The 17,737-nt window shown below is 67.6% G+C and carries 18 protein-coding genes; 13 read left to right on the forward strand and 5 right to left on the reverse strand.

What is annotated here, in order from left to right:
- Positions 1-337 precede the first annotated feature (337 nt).
- Positions 338-1,078: a GntR family transcriptional regulator gene (locus ABLE94_RS16305; protein WP_348809273.1), complete on the reverse strand. Its 741-nt coding sequence runs from the start codon at positions 1,076-1,078 to the stop codon at positions 338-340.
- Between the two features lie 106 nt (positions 1,079-1,184).
- Between ABLE94_RS16305 and ABLE94_RS16310 the strand changes: the two genes are divergently transcribed.
- The 4 genes from ABLE94_RS16310 (at position 1,185) to ABLE94_RS16325 (ending at position 5,863) form a co-directional block, all read left to right on the forward strand.
- Entirely contained in the window at positions 1,185-2,603 is a 1,419-nt protein-coding gene (locus tag ABLE94_RS16310; RefSeq protein WP_348809274.1) for a sugar porter family MFS transporter, read from the forward strand.
- On the forward strand, positions 2,600-3,547 hold the full coding sequence (locus tag ABLE94_RS16315; RefSeq protein WP_348805712.1) for an N-acetylglucosamine kinase: 948 nt from the start codon (positions 2,600-2,602) through the stop codon (positions 3,545-3,547). The genes ABLE94_RS16310 and ABLE94_RS16315 overlap by 4 nt, the downstream gene beginning before the upstream one ends.
- A gap of 118 nt (positions 3,548-3,665) precedes the next feature.
- On the forward strand, positions 3,666-4,685 hold the full coding sequence (locus ABLE94_RS16320) for an SIS domain-containing protein (protein WP_348805772.1): 1,020 nt from the start codon (positions 3,666-3,668) through the stop codon (positions 4,683-4,685).
- A 26-nt stretch (positions 4,686-4,711) separates the two neighbouring features.
- Positions 4,712-5,863 (forward strand): N-acetylglucosamine-6-phosphate deacetylase, encoded by a 1,152-nt coding sequence (locus ABLE94_RS16325; protein ID WP_348805771.1) that lies wholly within the window; start codon positions 4,712-4,714, stop codon positions 5,861-5,863.
- A 63-nt stretch (positions 5,864-5,926) separates the two neighbouring features.
- Here ABLE94_RS16325 and ABLE94_RS16330 read toward each other — a convergent pair whose 3' ends face one another.
- Both ABLE94_RS16330 and ABLE94_RS16335 read right to left on the reverse strand, forming a co-directional pair.
- On the reverse strand, positions 5,927-7,564 hold the full coding sequence (locus ABLE94_RS16330) for a DUF6777 domain-containing protein (protein ID WP_348809275.1): 1,638 nt from the start codon (positions 7,562-7,564) through the stop codon (positions 5,927-5,929).
- Positions 7,565-7,790: 226 nt separating this feature from the next.
- Entirely contained in the window at positions 7,791-8,342 is a 552-nt protein-coding gene (locus ABLE94_RS16335) for a DinB family protein (protein ID WP_348809276.1), read from the reverse strand.
- A 142-nt stretch (positions 8,343-8,484) separates the two neighbouring features.
- On the opposite strand from ABLE94_RS16335, the gene ABLE94_RS16340 reads away from it, so the two are divergent.
- Together ABLE94_RS16340 and ABLE94_RS16345 are read left to right on the forward strand one after the other, a co-directional pair.
- The gene (locus ABLE94_RS16340; RefSeq protein ID WP_348809277.1) at positions 8,485-9,135 is read left to right on the forward strand and encodes a pyridoxamine 5'-phosphate oxidase family protein; all 651 of its coding nucleotides are present in this window, start codon (positions 8,485-8,487) and stop codon (positions 9,133-9,135) included.
- A gap of 355 nt (positions 9,136-9,490) precedes the next feature.
- Positions 9,491-10,297, forward strand: a complete 807-nt coding sequence (locus tag ABLE94_RS16345; protein ID WP_348809278.1) for a helix-turn-helix transcriptional regulator — start codon at positions 9,491-9,493, stop codon at positions 10,295-10,297.
- A gap of 145 nt (positions 10,298-10,442) precedes the next feature.
- On the opposite strand, the gene ABLE94_RS16350 is transcribed toward ABLE94_RS16345, so the two are convergent.
- Positions 10,443-11,312 (reverse strand): helix-turn-helix transcriptional regulator, encoded by an 870-nt coding sequence (locus ABLE94_RS16350; RefSeq protein WP_348809279.1) that lies wholly within the window; start codon positions 11,310-11,312, stop codon positions 10,443-10,445.
- Between the two features lie 81 nt (positions 11,313-11,393).
- Here ABLE94_RS16350 and ABLE94_RS16355 point away from each other — a divergent pair, with 81 nt between their 5' ends.
- From ABLE94_RS16355 to ABLE94_RS16365, 3 genes are read left to right on the forward strand one after another with little or no spacing between them, the layout of a single operon-like run.
- Positions 11,394-12,560 carry an LLM class flavin-dependent oxidoreductase gene (locus ABLE94_RS16355; protein WP_348809280.1) on the forward strand — a complete coding sequence of 389 codons (1,167 nt, stop codon included), beginning with the start codon at positions 11,394-11,396 and terminating at the stop codon, positions 12,558-12,560.
- A gap of 33 nt (positions 12,561-12,593) precedes the next feature.
- Positions 12,594-13,091 (forward strand): flavin reductase family protein, encoded by a 498-nt coding sequence (locus tag ABLE94_RS16360; RefSeq protein ID WP_348805705.1) that lies wholly within the window; start codon positions 12,594-12,596, stop codon positions 13,089-13,091.
- Positions 13,088-13,414, forward strand: a complete 327-nt coding sequence (locus ABLE94_RS16365) for a hypothetical protein (RefSeq protein ID WP_348809281.1) — start codon at positions 13,088-13,090, stop codon at positions 13,412-13,414. Before ABLE94_RS16360 ends, ABLE94_RS16365 begins: the two co-directional genes overlap by 4 nt.
- Here the strand turns inward: ABLE94_RS16365 and ABLE94_RS16370 are convergent.
- Positions 13,389-13,673 (reverse strand): DUF7218 family protein, encoded by a 285-nt coding sequence (locus ABLE94_RS16370; RefSeq protein ID WP_348809282.1) that lies wholly within the window; start codon positions 13,671-13,673, stop codon positions 13,389-13,391. The genes ABLE94_RS16365 and ABLE94_RS16370 overlap by 26 nt on opposite strands.
- 324 nt (positions 13,674-13,997) lie before the next feature.
- Here ABLE94_RS16370 and ABLE94_RS16375 point away from each other — a divergent pair, with 324 nt between their 5' ends.
- The 4 genes from ABLE94_RS16375 to ABLE94_RS16390 all read left to right on the forward strand — a co-directional run bounded on the left by ABLE94_RS16375 (position 13,998) and on the right by ABLE94_RS16390 (position 17,598).
- A complete protein-coding gene (locus ABLE94_RS16375) occupies positions 13,998-14,291 on the forward strand; it encodes a DUF2218 domain-containing protein (protein WP_348809283.1) in 294 nt (97 codons plus the stop codon).
- Complete coding sequence (locus ABLE94_RS16380; RefSeq protein ID WP_348809284.1) at positions 14,284-15,408, forward strand: ABC transporter permease; 1,125 nt, start codon at positions 14,284-14,286, stop codon at positions 15,406-15,408. Before ABLE94_RS16375 ends, ABLE94_RS16380 begins: the two co-directional genes overlap by 8 nt.
- Positions 15,386-16,255 (forward strand): Rho termination factor N-terminal domain-containing protein, encoded by an 870-nt coding sequence (locus ABLE94_RS16385; protein WP_348809285.1) that lies wholly within the window; start codon positions 15,386-15,388, stop codon positions 16,253-16,255. Before ABLE94_RS16380 ends, ABLE94_RS16385 begins: the two co-directional genes overlap by 23 nt.
- A 74-nt stretch (positions 16,256-16,329) precedes the next feature.
- The gene (locus ABLE94_RS16390; protein WP_425476223.1) at positions 16,330-17,598 is read left to right on the forward strand and encodes a helix-turn-helix transcriptional regulator; all 1,269 of its coding nucleotides are present in this window, start codon (positions 16,330-16,332) and stop codon (positions 17,596-17,598) included.
- Positions 17,599-17,737 lie beyond the last annotated feature (139 nt).

The raw sequence follows: 17,737 nt of genomic DNA on the forward strand, positions 1-17,737 counted from the left end.
GGTCTCGACCCAGAACTCTCTCTCGAGGCCCAGCCGGTAAGAGTGCTCACCCAGTAGCAGCTACCACCACCAAGTCTGCCAACTCACGTCAACCAGACCCAGTAGTTCCCCCCATTAGCCGGTTCGGAGCGATGGCCGCCGCGTTGAGCTCCGTCGAAACGGAGGGCCGTGGCGAGGCCTGGTGGGGTGGGCTGGGACTTGTGGGCGGGTTCCGGCGCTGGTTGCGGTGGTCTCCTTGCGTTGAGCTCCGTCGAAACGACTCGCGGCTCGCCCTGGGGGGCTCGCTGCGGCTCGACTGGCGAGGAATGAGTTCGAGCGGTTGCCCCCGCCCCTCGGGTCAGAGGGTCCCGCGGGCGACGAATCTGACGCGGTCGCCGCGGTAGAACGAACGGGTCCACTCGACGATGCGGCCGTCGGCGTCGCGCGAGGTGCGTTCGATCAGCAGCAGTGGGGTTCCGGTCGCGACCTTGAGATGTCGTCCCTGATCGGGGGTGGCCAGCGCGGTTTGCACGCTGTCCTCGACGTCGCAGATCTCGATGCCGAACCGGTGGAGTGTCGCATAGAGCGAACCGCTGGTGGTGACGGCGTCGACGAGTCCGTCCAAAGGTATTGGTAGGCAGGCGGTTTCGAGTGCCAGGGGTTCGTCGTTGACGATACGTAGGCGGACCAGGCGTTCGACGGGGGCGCCTTTGTCGATGTCGAGGTGGGTGGCGAGATCGGCGTCGGCGGACGGCTGATCGGCATCGATGATCTCCGAGTGCACGGTCAGACCGGCGGCGCCGAGGTCGTCGCTGAACGAGGTCAGTTGCCGCACATGCACCAGTTTCGATGGGGCGACGTAGTTTCCGCTGCCCTGGGTGCTGCTCAGGATGCCCTCGGCGGTGAGTTCGGCCAGCGCTCGGCGCAATGTCGTGCGCGAGGTTCCCAACTCCGTGGCGAGTTTGCGTTCGGGCGGTAGCGACATCCCCGGTTCCAACTCGGCGATGCGCTTCTCGAGCGCAAGCTTGACCTGGAAATAGCGTGGCTGCGGGGCACGGTCACCGGAAGCGGATGCCGTCCGGACGGAGGACGTCGACATGAATCTGAGCGTACCCATTGACGGACCATATTGGTATATGCCAATCTGACTGCACCCCCTGGATTGGTCTACACCAATAATATTCTCCGCTCGAGAGGCACTCGACATGGCAACACTCACACCCCCGGTACACGCGAGGTCGTCGGGCCTGCTCGTCGGGATCGCGGCCGCCAGCATCGGCATCATCTACGGCTACGACAGCAGCAACATCGGCGCCGCACTCAAGTTCATCGCCGCCGACTTCGGACTCGGCGACGCGGGCAAACAGGCACTGGCCACCGCCGTCGTCATCGGCGAGATCGTCGGCGCCATCCTCGCCGGTTGGCTCGCCAACCGCATCGGCCGCAAGCGGTCGATGGTCGCGGTCGGCGCCACCTACTGCCTGTTCGCCCTGTTCAGCGCTTTCGCGCCGACCAATGCGACCCTCCTCGGAGCGAGGTTGCTGCTCGGGGTGACCGTCGGCGTGTCCATCGTGGTGGTACCGGTCTTCGTCGCCGAATCCGCACCCCCACGCACCCGCGGCGCGATGCTGGTCGCCTATCAGGTGGCGACCATCCTCGGCATCATCGGCGGCTACGTCATCGGCTACTTCCTGGCCGGTCACGGCGCGTGGCGCTGGATGCTCGGTCTCGCGGCCATCCCGGCCCTGCTGGTCATGCTGATGCTGATCACGATGCCCGACACCCCACGCTGGTATATCTCCAAGGGCCGGGTCGACGAGGCCCGGGCGACGCTGCGGGCCATCGACCCCGACGCCGACGTCGACACCGAGATCGGCGAGATGCAGCGCGCGCTGACCGAGGAGTCCGGTGGCCGCATCACCGAGATGTTCCGCCGCCCGTGGTTGCGCGCCACCGTCTTCGTCGTCGGCCTCGGTTTCCTGATCCAGATCACCGGCATCAACGCGGTGGTCTACTACAGCCCGAAGTTGTTCGAGGACATGGGTTTCACCGGCGACTTCGGCACCCTCATGCTGCCCGCACTGGTGCAGGTGGCCGGCCTGGCCGCGGTGATCATCTCGCTGTTGTCCGTCGACCGAGCCGGACGACGCCCCATCCTGCTCGGCGGCATCGGCGCGATGGTGATCGCCACCGGCATGCTCATCGTCACCTACGGCCCGATGCACGGCGCCGGTACCCCCGCGCACATCCTCGGATTCACCGGACTCGTCGTGTTCACCATGGGATTCTCCTTCGGCTTCGGCGCTTTGGTCTGGGTCTACGCCGGCGAGGCGTTCCCGGCCCGGCTGCGCTCGCAGGGATCGTCGGCGATGCTCACCTCCGACCTGGTGGCCAACGCCATCGTCGCGGCATTCACGCTCTCGCTCATCAACGCGATCGGCGGCGCCGGAACCTTCGCCGTCTTCGGCGGATTCGCGCTCATCGGCATGGTCTTCGTCTACTTCCTGGCCCCGGAGACCAAGGGCCGTAAACTCGAAGACATCCAACACTATTGGCAAAACGGCGGGCGCTGGCCGGACACGACCGTCGTCGAGAACACGCCTCGGACAAAGGTGTCACGATGAAGACCGCACCATCCACCGAAACCACCAAGGCCACCACCATCCCGGCAGCGGGTGGAGCGGTCGTGACCCTCGCCTTCGACATCGGCGGCTCCAAGACCCAGGCGATACGCACCGAGGACGGTGAGGTGGTCGCCGAGACCATCGTCGGCAGCGCCAACGTCTCGTCGATGGGCGTGGCCGAGGCGGGACGGCAACTCGACGACGCCATCGAGGCACTCGGCGGCGCCGCCGGCGTCCACGCGGCCATGGCCGGCTCCGCGGGCGTCGACACCCCGGCCAGCGTCGCACGGCTGGAAGAGCTTCTCGCCGAACGTATCCCCGGCGCCGCCATCGGCGTCGTGCATGACACCCATTTGATCCTGGCGGCGGCCGGCCTCGACGAGGGGATCGCCCTGATCTCCGGCACCGGATCGGTGGCCTGGGGCCGCACCGGTGAGGCCGACGCCCGCGCCGGCGGGTGGGGCCACCTCCTCGGCGACGAGGGCAGCGGCTACTGGGTGGCCCGCGAAGTGGTGCGACGAGCCCTGCGCGACAACGACACCGGACGATCACCGGCCCCGCTGTCGACGCGCCTGGCCGCTGAATGCGAGGTCGACGGCGTCGCCGGCCTGCACGACCTCTTCTACACCCGCGCCGACCGCCAGTACTGGGCGCGTCGTGCACACGTCGTCTTCGAGCTTGCCACCCAAGGGGATTCGCGCAGCAACGACATCATCGACGCCGCGGCCGCGGCCCTGGCCGAGCTGATCGGCCAGGTCGCCGACCGTCTCGGCTCCACCGGTCCGGTGGTCCTGGCCGGCGGGCAGGTCGTCCACCAACCCGAACTCCAGTGCCGCATCCGCGACCTCGTCACACCCCGCGACATCACCGACATCCGGGTGCTGCGCGTCGACCCGGTGCACGGCGCCGCACGCCTCGCCGCCGCACTTCTCGACAGCCACTGACCGACCGGCCGCCCGGTCCGGCGACCTACGTCTCGCATCGGACGTCGGCCCACACCGAAGGAGAACACTCATGAACACCCTCACCCGAACACCCGTCACCGACCAGCCCGGCCACCTGATGGCCGCCGAGATCGCCGAACAACCCGACGCCTGGCAACGACTGCTCCGCGACGGAACCACCGAAATACTGTCCGTCGCACGGTATATCGCCGAGAAGAAGCCCCGCTTCGTCCAGTTCGTGGCACGCGGCACCAGCGATCACGCCGCCCTCTACGCCAAGTACCTCATCGAGATCCGGCACGGACTGCCCGCCGGACTGGTCTCCCCGTCGACGATGACGGTCTACGGCGCCCGCCCCGATCTGCGCGACGTCCTCTACATCGCCGTCAGCCAATCCGGGGGATCGCCGGATCTCGTGCAGTCGGTGCAGGTGGCCCGCGAACAGGGAGCGATGACCCTCGCCATCACGAACGCCGACTCCTCACCGCTGGCCGATGCCGCCGAACTCGACCTCCGGGTCCACGCCGGAGCCGAGAAGTCCGTTGCCGCAACGAAGTCCTACACCGCCGAACTCCTGGCGCTGTACCTGCTGTCGGAAGGGATGGCCGGCCGCGACGGGGCCGATGCGCGCGCCCTGCCCGATCTGGCGGCCACGGTACTGGGCGGTGAGCTGCGCATTCGTGCTGTGGCGCAACGCTATCGGTTCGCCCAACGGCTCGTGACCACCGGCCGCGGCTACTCCTATCCGACCGCGCGGGAAGCCGCACTGAAGCTGATGGAGACCTCGTACCTGTCGGCGCCGGCCTTCTCCGGCGCCGACCTCCTGCACGGACCGCTGGCCACCGTCGACCCGCAGGTCCCGGTGCTCGCCGTGGTGCCGCACGGCGCCGGGGGCGCGGCGATGGTCCAGGTCCTGGACCGCCTCGCCGAACGTAACGCCGATGTCTTCGGTGTGGGCGCGACGGAATACGTGTCCGAGTTGACCGGCGGCGTCGAACTTCCCGTCGGCGCTCCCGAGGAACTCTCGCCGCTGCTGGAGATCATTCCGTTCCAGCAACTGGCCCTGCACCTGGCCATCGCGCGGGGCGGCGACCCCGACACCCCGCGCGGTCTGCGCAAGGTGACGGAGACACTGTGACTTCCTTCGAGATGACTTCCCGCGATATGGCTTCCCGCGAGATCGTTACGGCGGCAAGGATTATCAGCGGCGGCCGCGCCCTGGAACCGGGGTGGCTGGCCGTCGAGGACGGACGCATCGCCGAGGTCGGGGAGGGACTCCCGCCGCGCCCAGCCGATCGTGGTTTTCCAGAGGCCACGCTCGTCCCCGGCTTCGTCGACATGCACGTCCACGGTGGCGGCGGTGGAAGCTACACTGACGGAGTGGCCGTCGACGTTCACACCGCCGTCGACTTCCACCGATCAAGGGGAACCACAACAACATTGGCGAGTCTGGTCAGTGCCTCCCCTGACGACCTCATCACGCACGTCCGGCGGCTGCGCCCACTGGTCGAGGCGGGCGTGGTGGCCGGCATCCACCTCGAGGGGCCCTGGCTGTCGCACGCGCGGTGCGGTGCCCACGACCCGGCCACCCTGCGCGACCCGGATCCCGCCGAGATCGCGAACATCCTGCGTGTCGGCGGGGGAACTATCCGAATGGTCACGCTGGCACCGGAACTCGACGGTGGCATCGACGCCGTCCGGCAGTTCGCCGACGCCGGTGTGGTGGTGGCCCTCGGTCACACCGAGGCCACCTATGACCGCACCCGTGCGGCCATCGACGCCGGCGCGCGGGTCGGTACCCACCTGTTCAATGCGATGCGGCCCCTGCGCCACAGGGAACCCGGACCGGTGCTGGCCCTGCTGTCCGACGAGCGGGTGACCGTCGAACTCGTCGGCGACGGTGTCCACATCCACCGCGACCTCGCCACCTACGTCGAACGGGTCGCCGGCGTGGGCCGCGTGGCGCTGGTGACCGACGCGATGGCCGCGGCCGGCATGTCCGACGGGTCCTACCGGCTCGGCGTTCTCGACGTCGACGTCGTCGACGGTGTCGCGCGGGTCCGTGACACCGGGGCGATCGCGGGCAGCACCGCGACCATGGCCCTACTGTTCCGCCGCGCCGCCCAGGGCCTGTCCGGAGGCGACGTCGTAGCCGCAGAAGCACTCATCGCCGCGGTCGAGATGTGTTCGCGCACACCGGCACGCACCCTCGGCTTCGATGGTGTCGGTGATCTCCGACCGGGCCTGGCGGCCGACGTCCTCGTCGTCGACGATCACGCCCGGCTGGTGCAGGTCGGGACCACCGCCCGCCGATAGCAGCAGAACGTCCCCGCGAGCGTGGCTCACGGGGACGTTGCTGTTTTTCGGTCTTGCCCGGGGTCAGCCCGCCGGCGAGGTCTCCGGCAACTCCTCGGTGGTCGTCTCCTCCGTGGTGGTTTCCTCCTCGGTGGTCGTCTCCGTGGTGGTCTCCGGCGTCTCGTACGTCGTCGTCTCCTCGGTGGTCTCGGTCGTGGTGGTCAGCGTGATGAGCGTCTGCCACGAGGCCGAGATGACCGCCGCCGATGACGTCGAACCGCCCGACAGGGACACATGCCACACGCCGGTCGAATCGGTGGCCGAGCTGACCGACGACTGCGACAGCGAACTTTGATAGACCGTCCGGGACACCCCGTCGTTACAGCTGAGGCTGACCGAACCGGTCGTCTCCTCCGACGGTGCCGAGCAACTGACCGTCGAACCATCCTCCTCGAAGGTGAAGTAGCCGATCGAGTCACCACTGCCGCTGAAGCTGGTCGGCGACGGCGCTGCCGACGAGGACGAACTGCTGCTCGAACTCGACGAACTCGACTCCGTCGACGACGAGCTCGACGACTCCGAGGACTCACCGGGAGTGGTGGTCTCGCCCGCGGCGTTGGTCGAACCGTTCTCGTCGGTGGTCTCACTCTCGACCGACGGGACGTTGCCGTTGCTCTCGGCCATCGACAGTGCGCGCGGCGCGGCGGCGGTTTCGTTTGCGCCGGCCAGACCCTGAGCGCGGGCGCCCTCGTCGTTGTTCACCTGCAACGGCACGTTGAGCGCGGCCGGGGTGGGCAGCGGCTCGGCCAGCGGCGGCTGACCCGACAGATCCAGCAGTCCGCCGACGGTCCGCTCGACGAGCTGGCGAGTGTCCGGGTTGAGCAGGGTCAGCAACGGCGACGTTCCGGCGGGAGCCGATGCCTGCGTCGGGGCCTGGGTCACGATGGTCGTCGTGTTGTTGATGACCGTGACGTTCTGCGTGTTGTAGGCGACGCGGGTGATGTAGTTGACCTGGTAGCCGGGCCACGCGGTGTCACGCACGCGGTACCCACCGATCGGCACCGACGCCGGCGGTGCGAGCGGGTTACCGCACTGGCAGCGCACCCGCGGCACACCGGAACTGTCGACCAGCACCGAGGTGCCCGCCTGCAGCACATCCTGGAACGGCACCGCCGAACCACCGGCGTAGCTGTAGTTGGTCACCCAGGTGTCCGCGGTCAGCACGACCGGGGTCAACGTGTCGAGGTAGTAGGGGATCGCCGACGGGCTGATGCCGTAGACGCTCGCCCACGCCGACGCCTGGCTCGGGTTCTGCGCGAGATAGTTGCCCAGCGCCGCCGGATCACAGGTGGTGGAGCCGCCCATGTACAGACCCGGCGTGGTGCCGCTGACCGTCCGGGTGCCCTGATCCTGCGCGCCGGTGTTCGCCGAGAGCCGTAGGCCGTTGTCGATCGGCCGGTTGGTCAGGTTCGGCTGCGCCATGAACGGCTGGTCGCCCGGTGCGTCCGCCGACGTCAAGGACAGGAACGGAAGCTCGAAGCCGTCCTTGTTGTGCTTGTAGACGTAGAAGACGACGCCGGAGAACACCAAGGCGAGCACCGCCACGATGGCCGCCAGGATGATCGTGAGGTTGCGGCGATTGCGAGGTTGCGGTTCCGGCGGCACGGCCCCGAACGGCACTGACGGCGGGTATGTGGGTGGCCCGGGCGGGTAATACGACATCTGGTCTCCTGCGTCGGCTCGCGTTCACGGTGGGATGAACACGAATGAACGGCGTTGTGGTGATCCCCGAGCCATCAGTATCGGGAGCCGCTCTCAGCAGGGGCAACCAAGAATAGGGGTATTCGGCTGACCGTCCGACAATTCCACCCGATCGGACTACAGGAAAGTAACGCCGGGATTGGCCGGTGCGATGTATACGCACCGGCCCTTGCGCCGGAGTCCCTTCTCAGAACGCGTCGCCGAAGTCGAACAACGCCGACATCGTCGTCTGGCCGTCGAGTGCCTCGCGGATGATGTCGGCGTGGCCGCTGTGATGGGCGGTCTCCCGCAGCATGTGCAGCACCATCTTGCGCGCCGACCACCATTCGCGTTCGGGCTGCCACGGCGCGGTCTCCTGGGGGATCTGGTCGTCCAGATCGAGCCCGGCCACGGCGCGGTCGTAGGCGGCCGCCGCCTCGCGGTAGGCGGTGAGCCAGTCGTCGAGGGTCTCGTCGTCGGTGAGTTCGTAGGCGTGCTCCATCAGTGACATGTCGAAGGTGGCCTCCTCGTCGCGGACCGTCATCGTCTCGGTGGCACCGCGCTCGACCAGCGTCAGGTGTTTGAGCAGTCCGCCGAGGGTGAGTTCGCTGACGGTGGTGCGCGTCCGTGCCTGGGCGTCGTCGAGGTCGCGGAGTGTCACGAGGAAGACCTGACGTTGGTCGTCGAGGAGCGTGAGCAGTTCCTCCTTCTCGCCGGTGACATCGACGGACAGGGTGACGGGGGTGTAGGTGCCGGCCATGGTGAGTCCTTCTGGTGTGGGGTGAAGTGAACTGACGCTGTCGACTGTAAGGGTGATTGCGGACAACTTCGGTCCGCGATAGTCCGGCGGTTCTGGTGGGAATTCGGTTGCGGCGTCCTGGCTGCAGGGCGACGATGCGTGCATGACCTCCGACCCGACATCAGCTGCGGACCGCCACGCCGACGAACCCGCGGCGCTCGGCGGTCTGCGCCGCAAACCGCATCGCGGCGGTGATCGGGCGCTGCTCGACGAGGTCCTCGACTCCACGCTGGTCGGCACCTTGTCGACGGTGATCGATGGCTGGCCGTGGTCGGTGCCGATGCTGTTCGCCCGCGACGGCGACGCGCTCCTGCTGCACGGATCCATCGCCGCCGGCGCCCTGCGTCATGTCGCCGAAGGCGTTCCGTCCACGTTCACCGTGTTCATCCTCGACGGCATCGTCGTCGCCGATGCGCTGTTCGATCACTCCGCGAACTATCGGTCGGCGGTCATCCGCGGCATCCCCGAGCGCGCCGACGACGAGGTCGCGGCGCTGAAAGTGCTGTCGGACAAGCTGATTCCCGGGCGCGTCGCCGAGGCCCCGGAGATCACCCGCAAGGAACGGGCGGCAACCATCGCCCTGCGCATCCCGATCGTCGACGGGCAGTGGATCGCGAAGGCGCGCATCGGTGGTCCCGGCGTCGAGACCGAGAACTGGACCGGTGTGGTGCCGACACGCACCGTCTTCGACGATCCGATCACCGCCACCGGACATCGGGTTCCCGAGTCGGTCCGGCGGCTGGTTGGTGGCTGACGTGAGGCATGTGGCCCCAACGGATTTCGTCTCGCCGGCCGTGCACTGATCCGAGTGGCGATATAACCGGGATGGCTCAGGGCATCGGAGGAGATTATTGCTTCCGTCCGGCCCGGCCGTCCCGTCTATATCGCATGGTCCGGCCGAGCGGCGATACAAACGCGGTGTCAGAGGGCACTCGCGTCGTATATCGACACGGGAGACCTCTCACGCCGCGTTCATATCGGTGTCCGGCGGGCGAAATGGTGGTGGTGGGCCCGAGTAAGCTGAGTCACACTTGCCGGCCGTGGTCTGGCCGCGCGGGCACAGGGCGTCAATCCCGGAGAGGGTCGGCAGACAGCACAGGAGGTGACGTATGCCCGAGTCGTTGGCTGCGCCGGTCACCGATGCGTTGCGTCGTCTGCGTCGGGTCAGTGGGGTTTCGCTCGCCTTCGGCGGCATCGTGCAGAGGGGTCGGGCGCTGCGGCTGAGCCAGTTCGTCGGGCCGACCGTCGGTGCCCTCAACGGCGTGGCCGTCGACATCGGGCACGGGCTGGGCGGCAAGGTCGTGGCCACCAACCGGCCGCTCGTCGTCGACGACTACCTGCGGACCCCGCGGATCACGCACCGCTACAACGCCGTCATCGAAACCGAGGGTCTGCGTGCGATGGCGGCGGCGCCGGTCATCGTCGACCGCGAACCCGTCGCGGTGATCTACGGGGCACTGCACACCGACGACCCGATCGGTGGCCGGGCGCTGGATGCGTTGGCCCTGGAGGCCCGCACCCTGGAACAACAGATCGTGGCGTCGCGGACCTCGGTGGAGACCGCGGCCGCCGACCCCGACGCCGATGCCCTCCGCATCCGGATGACGCAGGCGTACACGCAGTTACGGGAACTCGCGAGGTCGGTCGACGACGCCGACATCGCCGACGCGATCGCCCGCATCACCGACGGCTTACTCGACGCCGGTCCCGACACCGACGCCGTCGAATTGACCGCGCGGGAGCAGGACGTGGTGGCGTTGGCCGCACTGGGGTACCCCAATGCGCGGATCGCCGAGTCGTTGGGAATCGGCGTGCAGACCGCCAAGGGCTACATGAAGGATGCGATGCGGAAACTGGGTGCGGCGAGCCGGTTGGAAGCGGTCGTCGTGGCGCGCCGGTCCGGGCTGTTGCCGTGACCCCGCCCTGAGGCCATCAAACACGGTGTCGGCGCGGGTGTTTCGTGTCCGCGCGGTGCCCGCGCCAGGAGCGGTCATTGCACAGACCGCGTGAACGTGAGGGCGCCGCGCCGACGAGGATCAGCCGCGTCGGCGTTATGCGAGGTCAGGCCGGTGTTGTGTAGACCAGCTTGACGAACTCGGCCCGATTGCGGACGTGGGTCAGAGCGAAGATCCGGCTGACGTACTTCTTGACGGTGTCGACCTCCAGGCGCAGCACGGCGGCGATCTCCTCATTGGTGAGACCGTCGGAGACCAGAGCGCCGATCTCCTGCTGGCGTGGGGTGAGGTGGGTGCGCCAGTCGGGCACCGGGTTCCCGGGCATCGACTTGGCCTGTGCCGACAACTGCCCCGCCAACAACCCCAGTGCGTGTACACGAGTCGGCGGCAGGTCCTTGCCCTCGGAGTCGAAGATGCCGATCAGTCCATGGCAATCGGCGGCGAGTCCCAGGTGCAGGACGGCGGCGCTGTGCAGGCGTCGTCGGTAGAGGAAGCCCTCGAGGTACTCGACCGCAGTCGATGGCAAGCGCCGCAGTTGACGGTGCGAGATGGCGCGCGGACCCTGCAGGGCGGCAAAGGATTCGGCCGATGCGAACATGTCGGTGCGATACCAGCCCGTCTGGTACTCGTCGATGATCGGCGTGATCCTGCCCGTGGTGACCGGGTCCGAGTCGGCGAACGCGCTGCGAAATGTCGGCCCCGCCAGGAATGTGGTGTTGGGGAACCCGTACTGCGTGTGCAGCGCGTCCATCAGGGTGTGTTTGAAGTGCTCGAGGGTGGCCGCCTGTTCGCACATGTCGAGCACCGCGAAGATCCGCTCGTACTCCGCGCTCGGCAGTGACTCGCGGGTGTCGACGTCGTGCATCAGGTGCGCCTCCTGTGATCCATGCCACAGGTGCCCCGAACCCATGAAACTCGACGCGGGATTCAGGTGCAAGGAGGAGTGTCCACTTTGGTGCACTGTGGTGTCGGTCACAGCGCGTCTACGGTGATCTCAGCGCGCACCGGACTCCGGTACGACACCCTCGCATTACCGCATGACCAGGAGAAACACACGATGAGCAGACTTCGCTTCGGCTACTTCATGGCCCCGTTCCACGTTCCCGGACGCAATCCGACCGCGGCTCTCGAGCGTGATCTGGAGATGGCCGTCCACCTGGACAAACTCGGCTACGACGAGGTCTGGTACGGCGAGCATCACTCCGCGGGCAGCGAGATCATCGCGTCGCCGGAGATCATGATCGCCGCCGCCGCCCAGCGGGCGCCGCGGATCACCTTCGGGACCGGCGTGACGTCGCTGTCCTATCACAATCCGCTGTGGGCGGCCGATCGGATCATGCAACTCGATCACCTCACGCGGGGCCGTACGGTGTTCGGGATCGGGCCGGGCTCGTTGCCGACGGACTCGGCGATGATCGGTCTCGACCCGACCGACACGCGTGAACTGCTGTCGGAGAACCTCGACATCGTCGTCCGGTTGATGCGGGGTGAGACGGTGAGCGCCAAGACCCGCACTCATGAGTTGTTCGACGCGAAGCTGCAGCTCGCGCCGTATTCGCCGGGCGGCATCGAGATCGCCCTCGCCGCGGTCGCCTCGCCGACGGGGCCGCGTCTGGCCGGTCGCTACGGACTGGGGCTGATCTCCATCGGCGCCACCCTGTCGGCCGACGGGTTCGACGCGCTCGCCCACCACTGGAATGTGATGGAGGAGCGGGCGCAGACCCACGGCACCAGCGTCGACCGGTCGCAGTGGCGTCTGGCCGGGCCGTTCCACATCGCCGAAACCGAGGCGCAGGCCCGCAAGCAGGTGGAGTACGGCATCGAGGAATGGTTCGACTACTTCCAGCATGTGGCCGCATTCCCGCAGATGGCGGTGTCGGGCAGTCGGCTGACGGAGATGATCGACTTCATCAACGAGGCCGGCATCGGCGTCATCGGCACACCAGAGCAGGCGCGGGCGCAGGTGCAGCGGCTGTGGGATCAATCCGGCGGCTTCGGCTGCATGCTGCAGATGGGTCATGACTGGGCCAATCCCGAGGACACCAGGAGGTCGGCGGAACTGTTCGCCGACGAGGTGTTCCCGCACTTCCAGGAGCAGGCCCAGCCCACCCTCGATGCCGCTGCGCTGGCGCGGTCGGTGCGCGAGGGTCATGCGAAGAAACAGATGGAGGCCGTCGACCACATGACCCGCAAGTATGAGCAGGAAGTGTCGGCCAAGGGCTGACGCGGCAGACTCGGAGTCAGAGGAATTGAGTGGATGAGTCCGCAACTTACGCAACCTGATTCGGTCGCGCTGGGTTTCCGTGAGGCGATGGCTCATGTGTGCACGCCGGTCACCGTCATCACGACCTTCGACGGTGACCGGCCGCACGGCACCACGGTCAGTGCGTTCATGTCGCTGTCGATGGGGCCGCCGATGGTGGCGGTCGCGCTCGACGGTGATTCCGAACTGCTGGCACTGATCCGGGAATCGGAACGATTCGGGGTCAACGTGCTGGCGTCGGCTCAATCGGATGTGGCGCTGGCGTTTGCTCGCAAGGGCCGTGACAAGTTCAACGGTGTCGGCTGGCGGCGACGTGACGACCTGCCTGCCCTCGACGGAATCTCGGGCTGGGTTGCCTGCACCGCAACGGATTTCGCTGTCGGTGGCGATCACACGGTGATCTTCGGTGAGGTGATCGGCGCGGATCACGCGGTCGCCGAACCGCTGACCTATCACCGCCGGGTGTTCGGCACCCACCGGGGACACCGATGATCATCGTCGTCGACGCCGAAGGACTGACGCTGCACGATCCCCACGACTACACCTGTCTGCGGGTGGGGGGCGGTGCGGCGGGATCGTCCGATACCCGAATGGGACTGCGGCGTAGAGCATTCGGCCGCGTCGACGACGGCGGTCGGGTGCGGATCAACACCCGGGCGTTGGCCGCCGAACTGCGTGGCGTGCACGCGTTCAGCGGCCGATGGTTTCCGGTGCCCCTGGCGTGCGCGACCCTGTGGGGGTGGGAACGGTGCGGTGACGAATTGGTCGGTGCCGCGGGCGACGTCGAGGTCAGTGCTCTCGCAGCGCCTCGATGAGTTCGTCCTTCTTCATCGACGAGTACCCGGTCAGGTCGAGTTCCTTTGCGCGCGAGCGCAGCTCGTCGACGGTCCAGTCCTCGTAGGAGCCGGAGTGTCCGCCACGCGCGCCCACCTTCGAACGGCCCTGGGCGGCTGCGGCATTCGCGATGCGGGCGGACTTCTCCTTGGAGTTCCCCTCATCGCGGAGCTTCTCGTACAGTTCGTCGTCCTTGACCGACGGTCCGGGATCGTCGGCGGGCTTGTTGTCTGCGGCCATGGTGCCTCCTTCTGGCACCACGCTACGCCGAGTGGTCGGCAAGGCGGTCCGATCGAGGTATCCCGTTCTCCGTTGACGGCGCTTGCCATGACGTTGACAGCGCTCAGGTGAGCGCCGTCAGTGGTGGGGAGAGCGCCGTCACGTCGCACCGTCGATCCGCTCCTCGATGTCATCCCTACGAGTAACGTGACACCCGCCGCGGCATCGAGACCGCCACTGCCACAGCCGACGACGACGCGCGATCGGCGAAGGCAACGCCCGGACGGTGTACCCGTGGATGTCGGCGCAGGTGCCGACCGCCGCACGGTGAGAGAGGAATTCACGTTGAACACCATCACCAGCATCGCGACGGTGGCCACCGATCGCGCGGCCCGCTACGACAACCAACTCGCCTCGCATCTGAGTCGGCGGTCGGTCACCCGGTGGGAGGCGTCCACCGGCACCGGCACGCTCGAGATGGGTGACGGCGCCGCCCACGCCGAATTCGTGAGCACACCGCAAGCGCTGGTGTTCACCCTGTCCACCGCACCGGACAACGCCGATCTGTACGAGGACGTCATCGGGCGCGCCGTGAGTCACGGCCTCGAATCGCGCGCCGACTCGGCTGACGATGACTGACACCCGAGTGCGTCGGGCATGGGACGAATTCCGTGGCTCCCGGTTTCTGCCGGCGACCGTGCTGGTGCTGATCCTGGGTTGCGCGGCAACACTGTTCGTCGCGTCCTACACGTACGCGACGGCCAACCCCAAACCGGAGAACATCCCGATCGTCGTCGTCGGCACCCTGGCGCCGTCGACCGCTGCGGCGCTGGAGCCCGAACTCGAAGTCGCACTAGAAAGTTCGCTCCAGGTGCGGCATGTGGACGAGCGGTCGGAGGCTCTGGAGCTGATCGATGACCAGAAGGTGTTCGCGATCATCGAGACGCGGTCGGGGTCGACGCATCTCGCTCTCGACGTGAGCGGCGCCTCCGGTCAGACGGTGGCCACCCTGCTGGAGGAGTCGATGCCGCCGGTTCTGGAGAAGGCCGGATTCACCGTCACCGTCACCGACATCAAGCCGCTGCAGCACGGAGATCCGCACGGGCTCAACATCTTCTACATGACGCTCGCGTCGGTGATCGTCGGATTCGTCGGCGCCGTACAACTCGGAGTGCACGCCAGGTCGTTACGACCTTGGGAGAGAATCGGATTCACCGCGGCGTACTCGATACTCGGTGGATTCGGGATGGCCGCGGTCGCCGACTGGCTTCTCGGAGCGCTGGACCTGCCGTTCGTGGAGTCGTGGTTCATCCTCACGTTGACGCTGTTCACCTGCGGCATGGTGTTCACGATGTTCAGTTCTTTGTTCGGTCGGTGGGCGATGATCCCGACCTGGCTGGTGATGGTGCTGCTGGGCAATCCGTCCTCCGGAGGGGCGGTGTCGTGGCCGTTGCTTCCGCGCCTGTTGGCCACCATCGGCGGATGGTTACCGCCCGGAGCATCGGTCAACGCGCAGCACACCGCCGTGTATTTCCCGGATCACCAATATGTTTGGCCGTTCCTGGTGCTCGCCGGATGGTCGGTTGCGCGGTGTACCTGTGGAGATCGAGGCCGGCGAGGTAGGGGGGTGCGTCGGGCGAACACGCCGAACGCCGCAGACACCTGCCTCGTGCGCACGAAGGGTACTACCCTGAGACCCGGCCGAGGTAGGCGGGTATGGGAGGAATGTGGGCGTGGGCAAGAAGGATGCGGGTAAGAAGGCCGGCGAACCCAAGAAGACCGATGAACCCAAGAAGACCGATGAACCCAAGAAGACCGGTGAACCCAAGAAGACCGGTGAGAGCAAGAAGGACAAGGCCATTGCGCGGCTGGAGTCCGAGATCGGTCGACTGACCACCGAACTGGCACGAGTGGAGAAGGCGGCCCGCAAACGCATCAAACGCTCCGAACGTGACGTCGCGAATCTGCGCACCGAACTGCTGAAGGTCGTTGGACTGGGATCCGACAAGGGCCCGAGGCTGACGTCTGCTGAGCCGAAGGCGGACGCGACACCGGCCGAAACGAAGCCGGCCGAGAAGAAGGCCGCCGAGTCGAAACCGGCCGAGTCCAAGCCTGCCGAGAAGAAACTCGCCGCCGAGAAACCGGCGGAGCCAAAGCCTGCCACGAAGCCTGCAGCGCAACCGAAGTCGACCCCCGCGACTCCGCCGACAGCGGCGCCGTCCACCCCACCGGCGTCGTCGACACTGTCCACCCCACCGTCGTCGGACGGTAAGAGTCCGGCGCAGAAGGCCACCGCCGCATGGGGTGTGGCGGCACCGGGTGAGAAGAAGCCCGCCCCGGCGACACCCGATCCGGCCAAGCCTGCGCCCGTCAAACCCGCTCCGGCGAAGGCTGCTCCCGCCAAACCTGCACCCGCCAAACCCGCCCCCGCCAAGCAGACCCCCGCCAAGCAGACCCCCGCGAAGCCCGCCCCCGCCAAGGCCACACAGCGCGTGTCGCGGAGTGGTCCCACCGTCGCCGAGTTGCGTGCGCAGGCCAAGGCCAAGGGCATCAAGGGGTACTCGTCGATGACGAAGGCGCAGTTGATCGCCGCACTGAAGTGACCCGCTGAGGCGATGCCGCGGTAGCCCGACGTTTGGCACCCGGCCCGCCGGCGGGGTGCAATGGACCGGTGAGCATCGAACCGCGTCTCGCCCCGCCCATCGGGCAGTGGCAGCAATTGTGCGCCGTCCTCGACGGTCCGTTGCCCGAGATCGCGGTGCGATTCTCGCGATTCCTCGCGCCGACGGATGCCCACGAGGCGTTGATCATCTTCACCCGCGAATGCACCGGACGACCGCGCAAGGTGGCCGGGACCCCGGACATCGTCGAGCGCGCCACCATCGACGAACTCGATCAGATCAAGAACACCGTCGGCGTCGGCGAGGTGAGTGAACTCGACGCCGTCCTCGGTGGAGCGTCCCGGCCGATCCGTGCCGTTCGCGACGCGAGCGACACCCTGTTGGTGCTGGTCCCCAAACGGAGCAGATCGGGGACGGGGACGTCGAAGGAGTTGCTGGCGGCCTGGTTCGCGATCGTCGCGGTGTCGATCCGTCAGCAGGTCGCCCAGGCCAGTCCCGATTACCTTGCGGAGTCCCGGGCCGCGTCCAGTGAGCGCGCCCGGACGATCGCGCAGCTCACCGAGGCACACGAGGACACCCTGGCGTCCGTGCTGGGCACCCTGCGTTCCCGCGACCTCGACGATCGGACCGCGCGGTCGACGGCCGCGGAGACGGCATCGTCGGCGCTGATCACCCTGCGCGCGGTCGGTGACACCGACCGCAAGCTCGCCACCGAAGCGGTGACCACGGCGTTTCGCCGGCTGCAGGCCGAACTCGAACCGGCCTTGCGTCATCTCGCCGCCGACGTCGACTACGTCGGCCCGTCGGTCGACGGCAGTCCGCTGCCCGGGGAGATCGCACACGGTGCGCGGGCCATCGTGCGCGCGGCGGCGGTGGCCGTCGCCGCCCAACCGGGGCTGGCACGGGTGCGCATCGAATGGGACAGCAGTGGCGATGACCTCGTCGTCGACATCCGTGATCAGGGACCGGGTGAGCTCGACGGTGAGTTGCTCGCCCGGCAGCTGGCCGGTCGGCTGCAGGCGCTCAACGGGGAGCTCGAGGTGGAGTCGATCCCCGGGTGGGGGACGCGGGTGTCGGCGCGGATTCCGCTCGCGGCGTCGGCCGCCCGGCCCGACGAGGATCGGCTCTCGGCACTGAACCCGCGTGAGGTGGAGGTGCTCGGGCACCTCGCACTCGGCCGCCGCAACAAGGCGATCGCCGCGGCGCTCGGGGTGTCGGAGAGCACGGTGAAGTTCCACGTCACGGCGATCCTGCAGAAGCTCAAGGTGTCCAACCGTGGGGAGGCGGGCCTGCTCGCGGCGAGTGCAGGCATCGTCGCCGAATAACAGCGGGCCATGACAGCGGGCCGAAGGAACACGGTCGGGGCGGGCTGTACTTTCGTCTAGGTAGAACCATCCATTCGGATGGATGCATGTGTTCCCGACGCCGACAACACTGGGTTAAGGCACGTGCATGTCGCAGGTG

The sequence above is a fragment of the Gordonia sp. VNK1 genome (assembly GCF_040049135.1).
Lineage (GTDB): Bacteria > Actinomycetota > Actinomycetes > Mycobacteriales > Mycobacteriaceae > Gordonia > Gordonia oleivorans.

Bases quoted from the DNA above. Each gene is read 5' to 3' on its own strand.
- ABLE94_RS16315 (WP_348805712.1), top strand. From the start codon at position 2,600: ATGAAGACCGCACCATCCACCGAAACCACCAAGGCCACCACCATCCCG.
- ABLE94_RS16370 (WP_348809282.1), bottom strand. From the start codon at position 13,673: ATGGCCGCAGACAACAAGCCCGCCGACGATCCCGGACCGTCGGTCAAG.
- ABLE94_RS16310 (WP_348809274.1), top strand. From the start codon at position 1,185: ATGGCAACACTCACACCCCCGGTACACGCGAGGTCGTCGGGCCTGCTC.
- ABLE94_RS16355 (WP_348809280.1), top strand. From the start codon at position 11,394: ATGAGCAGACTTCGCTTCGGCTACTTCATGGCCCCGTTCCACGTTCCC.
- ABLE94_RS16340 (WP_348809277.1), top strand. From the start codon at position 8,485: ATGACCTCCGACCCGACATCAGCTGCGGACCGCCACGCCGACGAACCC.
- ABLE94_RS16305 (WP_348809273.1), bottom strand. From the start codon at position 1,078: ATGTCGACGTCCTCCGTCCGGACGGCATCCGCTTCCGGTGACCGTGCC.
- ABLE94_RS16360 (WP_348805705.1), top strand. From the start codon at position 12,594: ATGAGTCCGCAACTTACGCAACCTGATTCGGTCGCGCTGGGTTTCCGT.
- ABLE94_RS16335 (WP_348809276.1), bottom strand. From the start codon at position 8,342: ATGGCCGGCACCTACACCCCCGTCACCCTGTCCGTCGATGTCACCGGC.
- ABLE94_RS16320 (WP_348805772.1), top strand. From the start codon at position 3,666: ATGGCCGCCGAGATCGCCGAACAACCCGACGCCTGGCAACGACTGCTC.
- ABLE94_RS16325 (WP_348805771.1), top strand. From the start codon at position 4,712: ATGGCTTCCCGCGAGATCGTTACGGCGGCAAGGATTATCAGCGGCGGC.
- ABLE94_RS16380 (WP_348809284.1), top strand. From the start codon at position 14,284: ATGACTGACACCCGAGTGCGTCGGGCATGGGACGAATTCCGTGGCTCC.
- ABLE94_RS16365 (WP_348809281.1), top strand. From the start codon at position 13,088: ATGATCATCGTCGTCGACGCCGAAGGACTGACGCTGCACGATCCCCAC.
- ABLE94_RS16345 (WP_348809278.1), top strand. From the start codon at position 9,491: ATGCCCGAGTCGTTGGCTGCGCCGGTCACCGATGCGTTGCGTCGTCTG.
- ABLE94_RS16330 (WP_348809275.1), bottom strand. From the start codon at position 7,564: ATGTCGTATTACCCGCCCGGGCCACCCACATACCCGCCGTCAGTGCCG.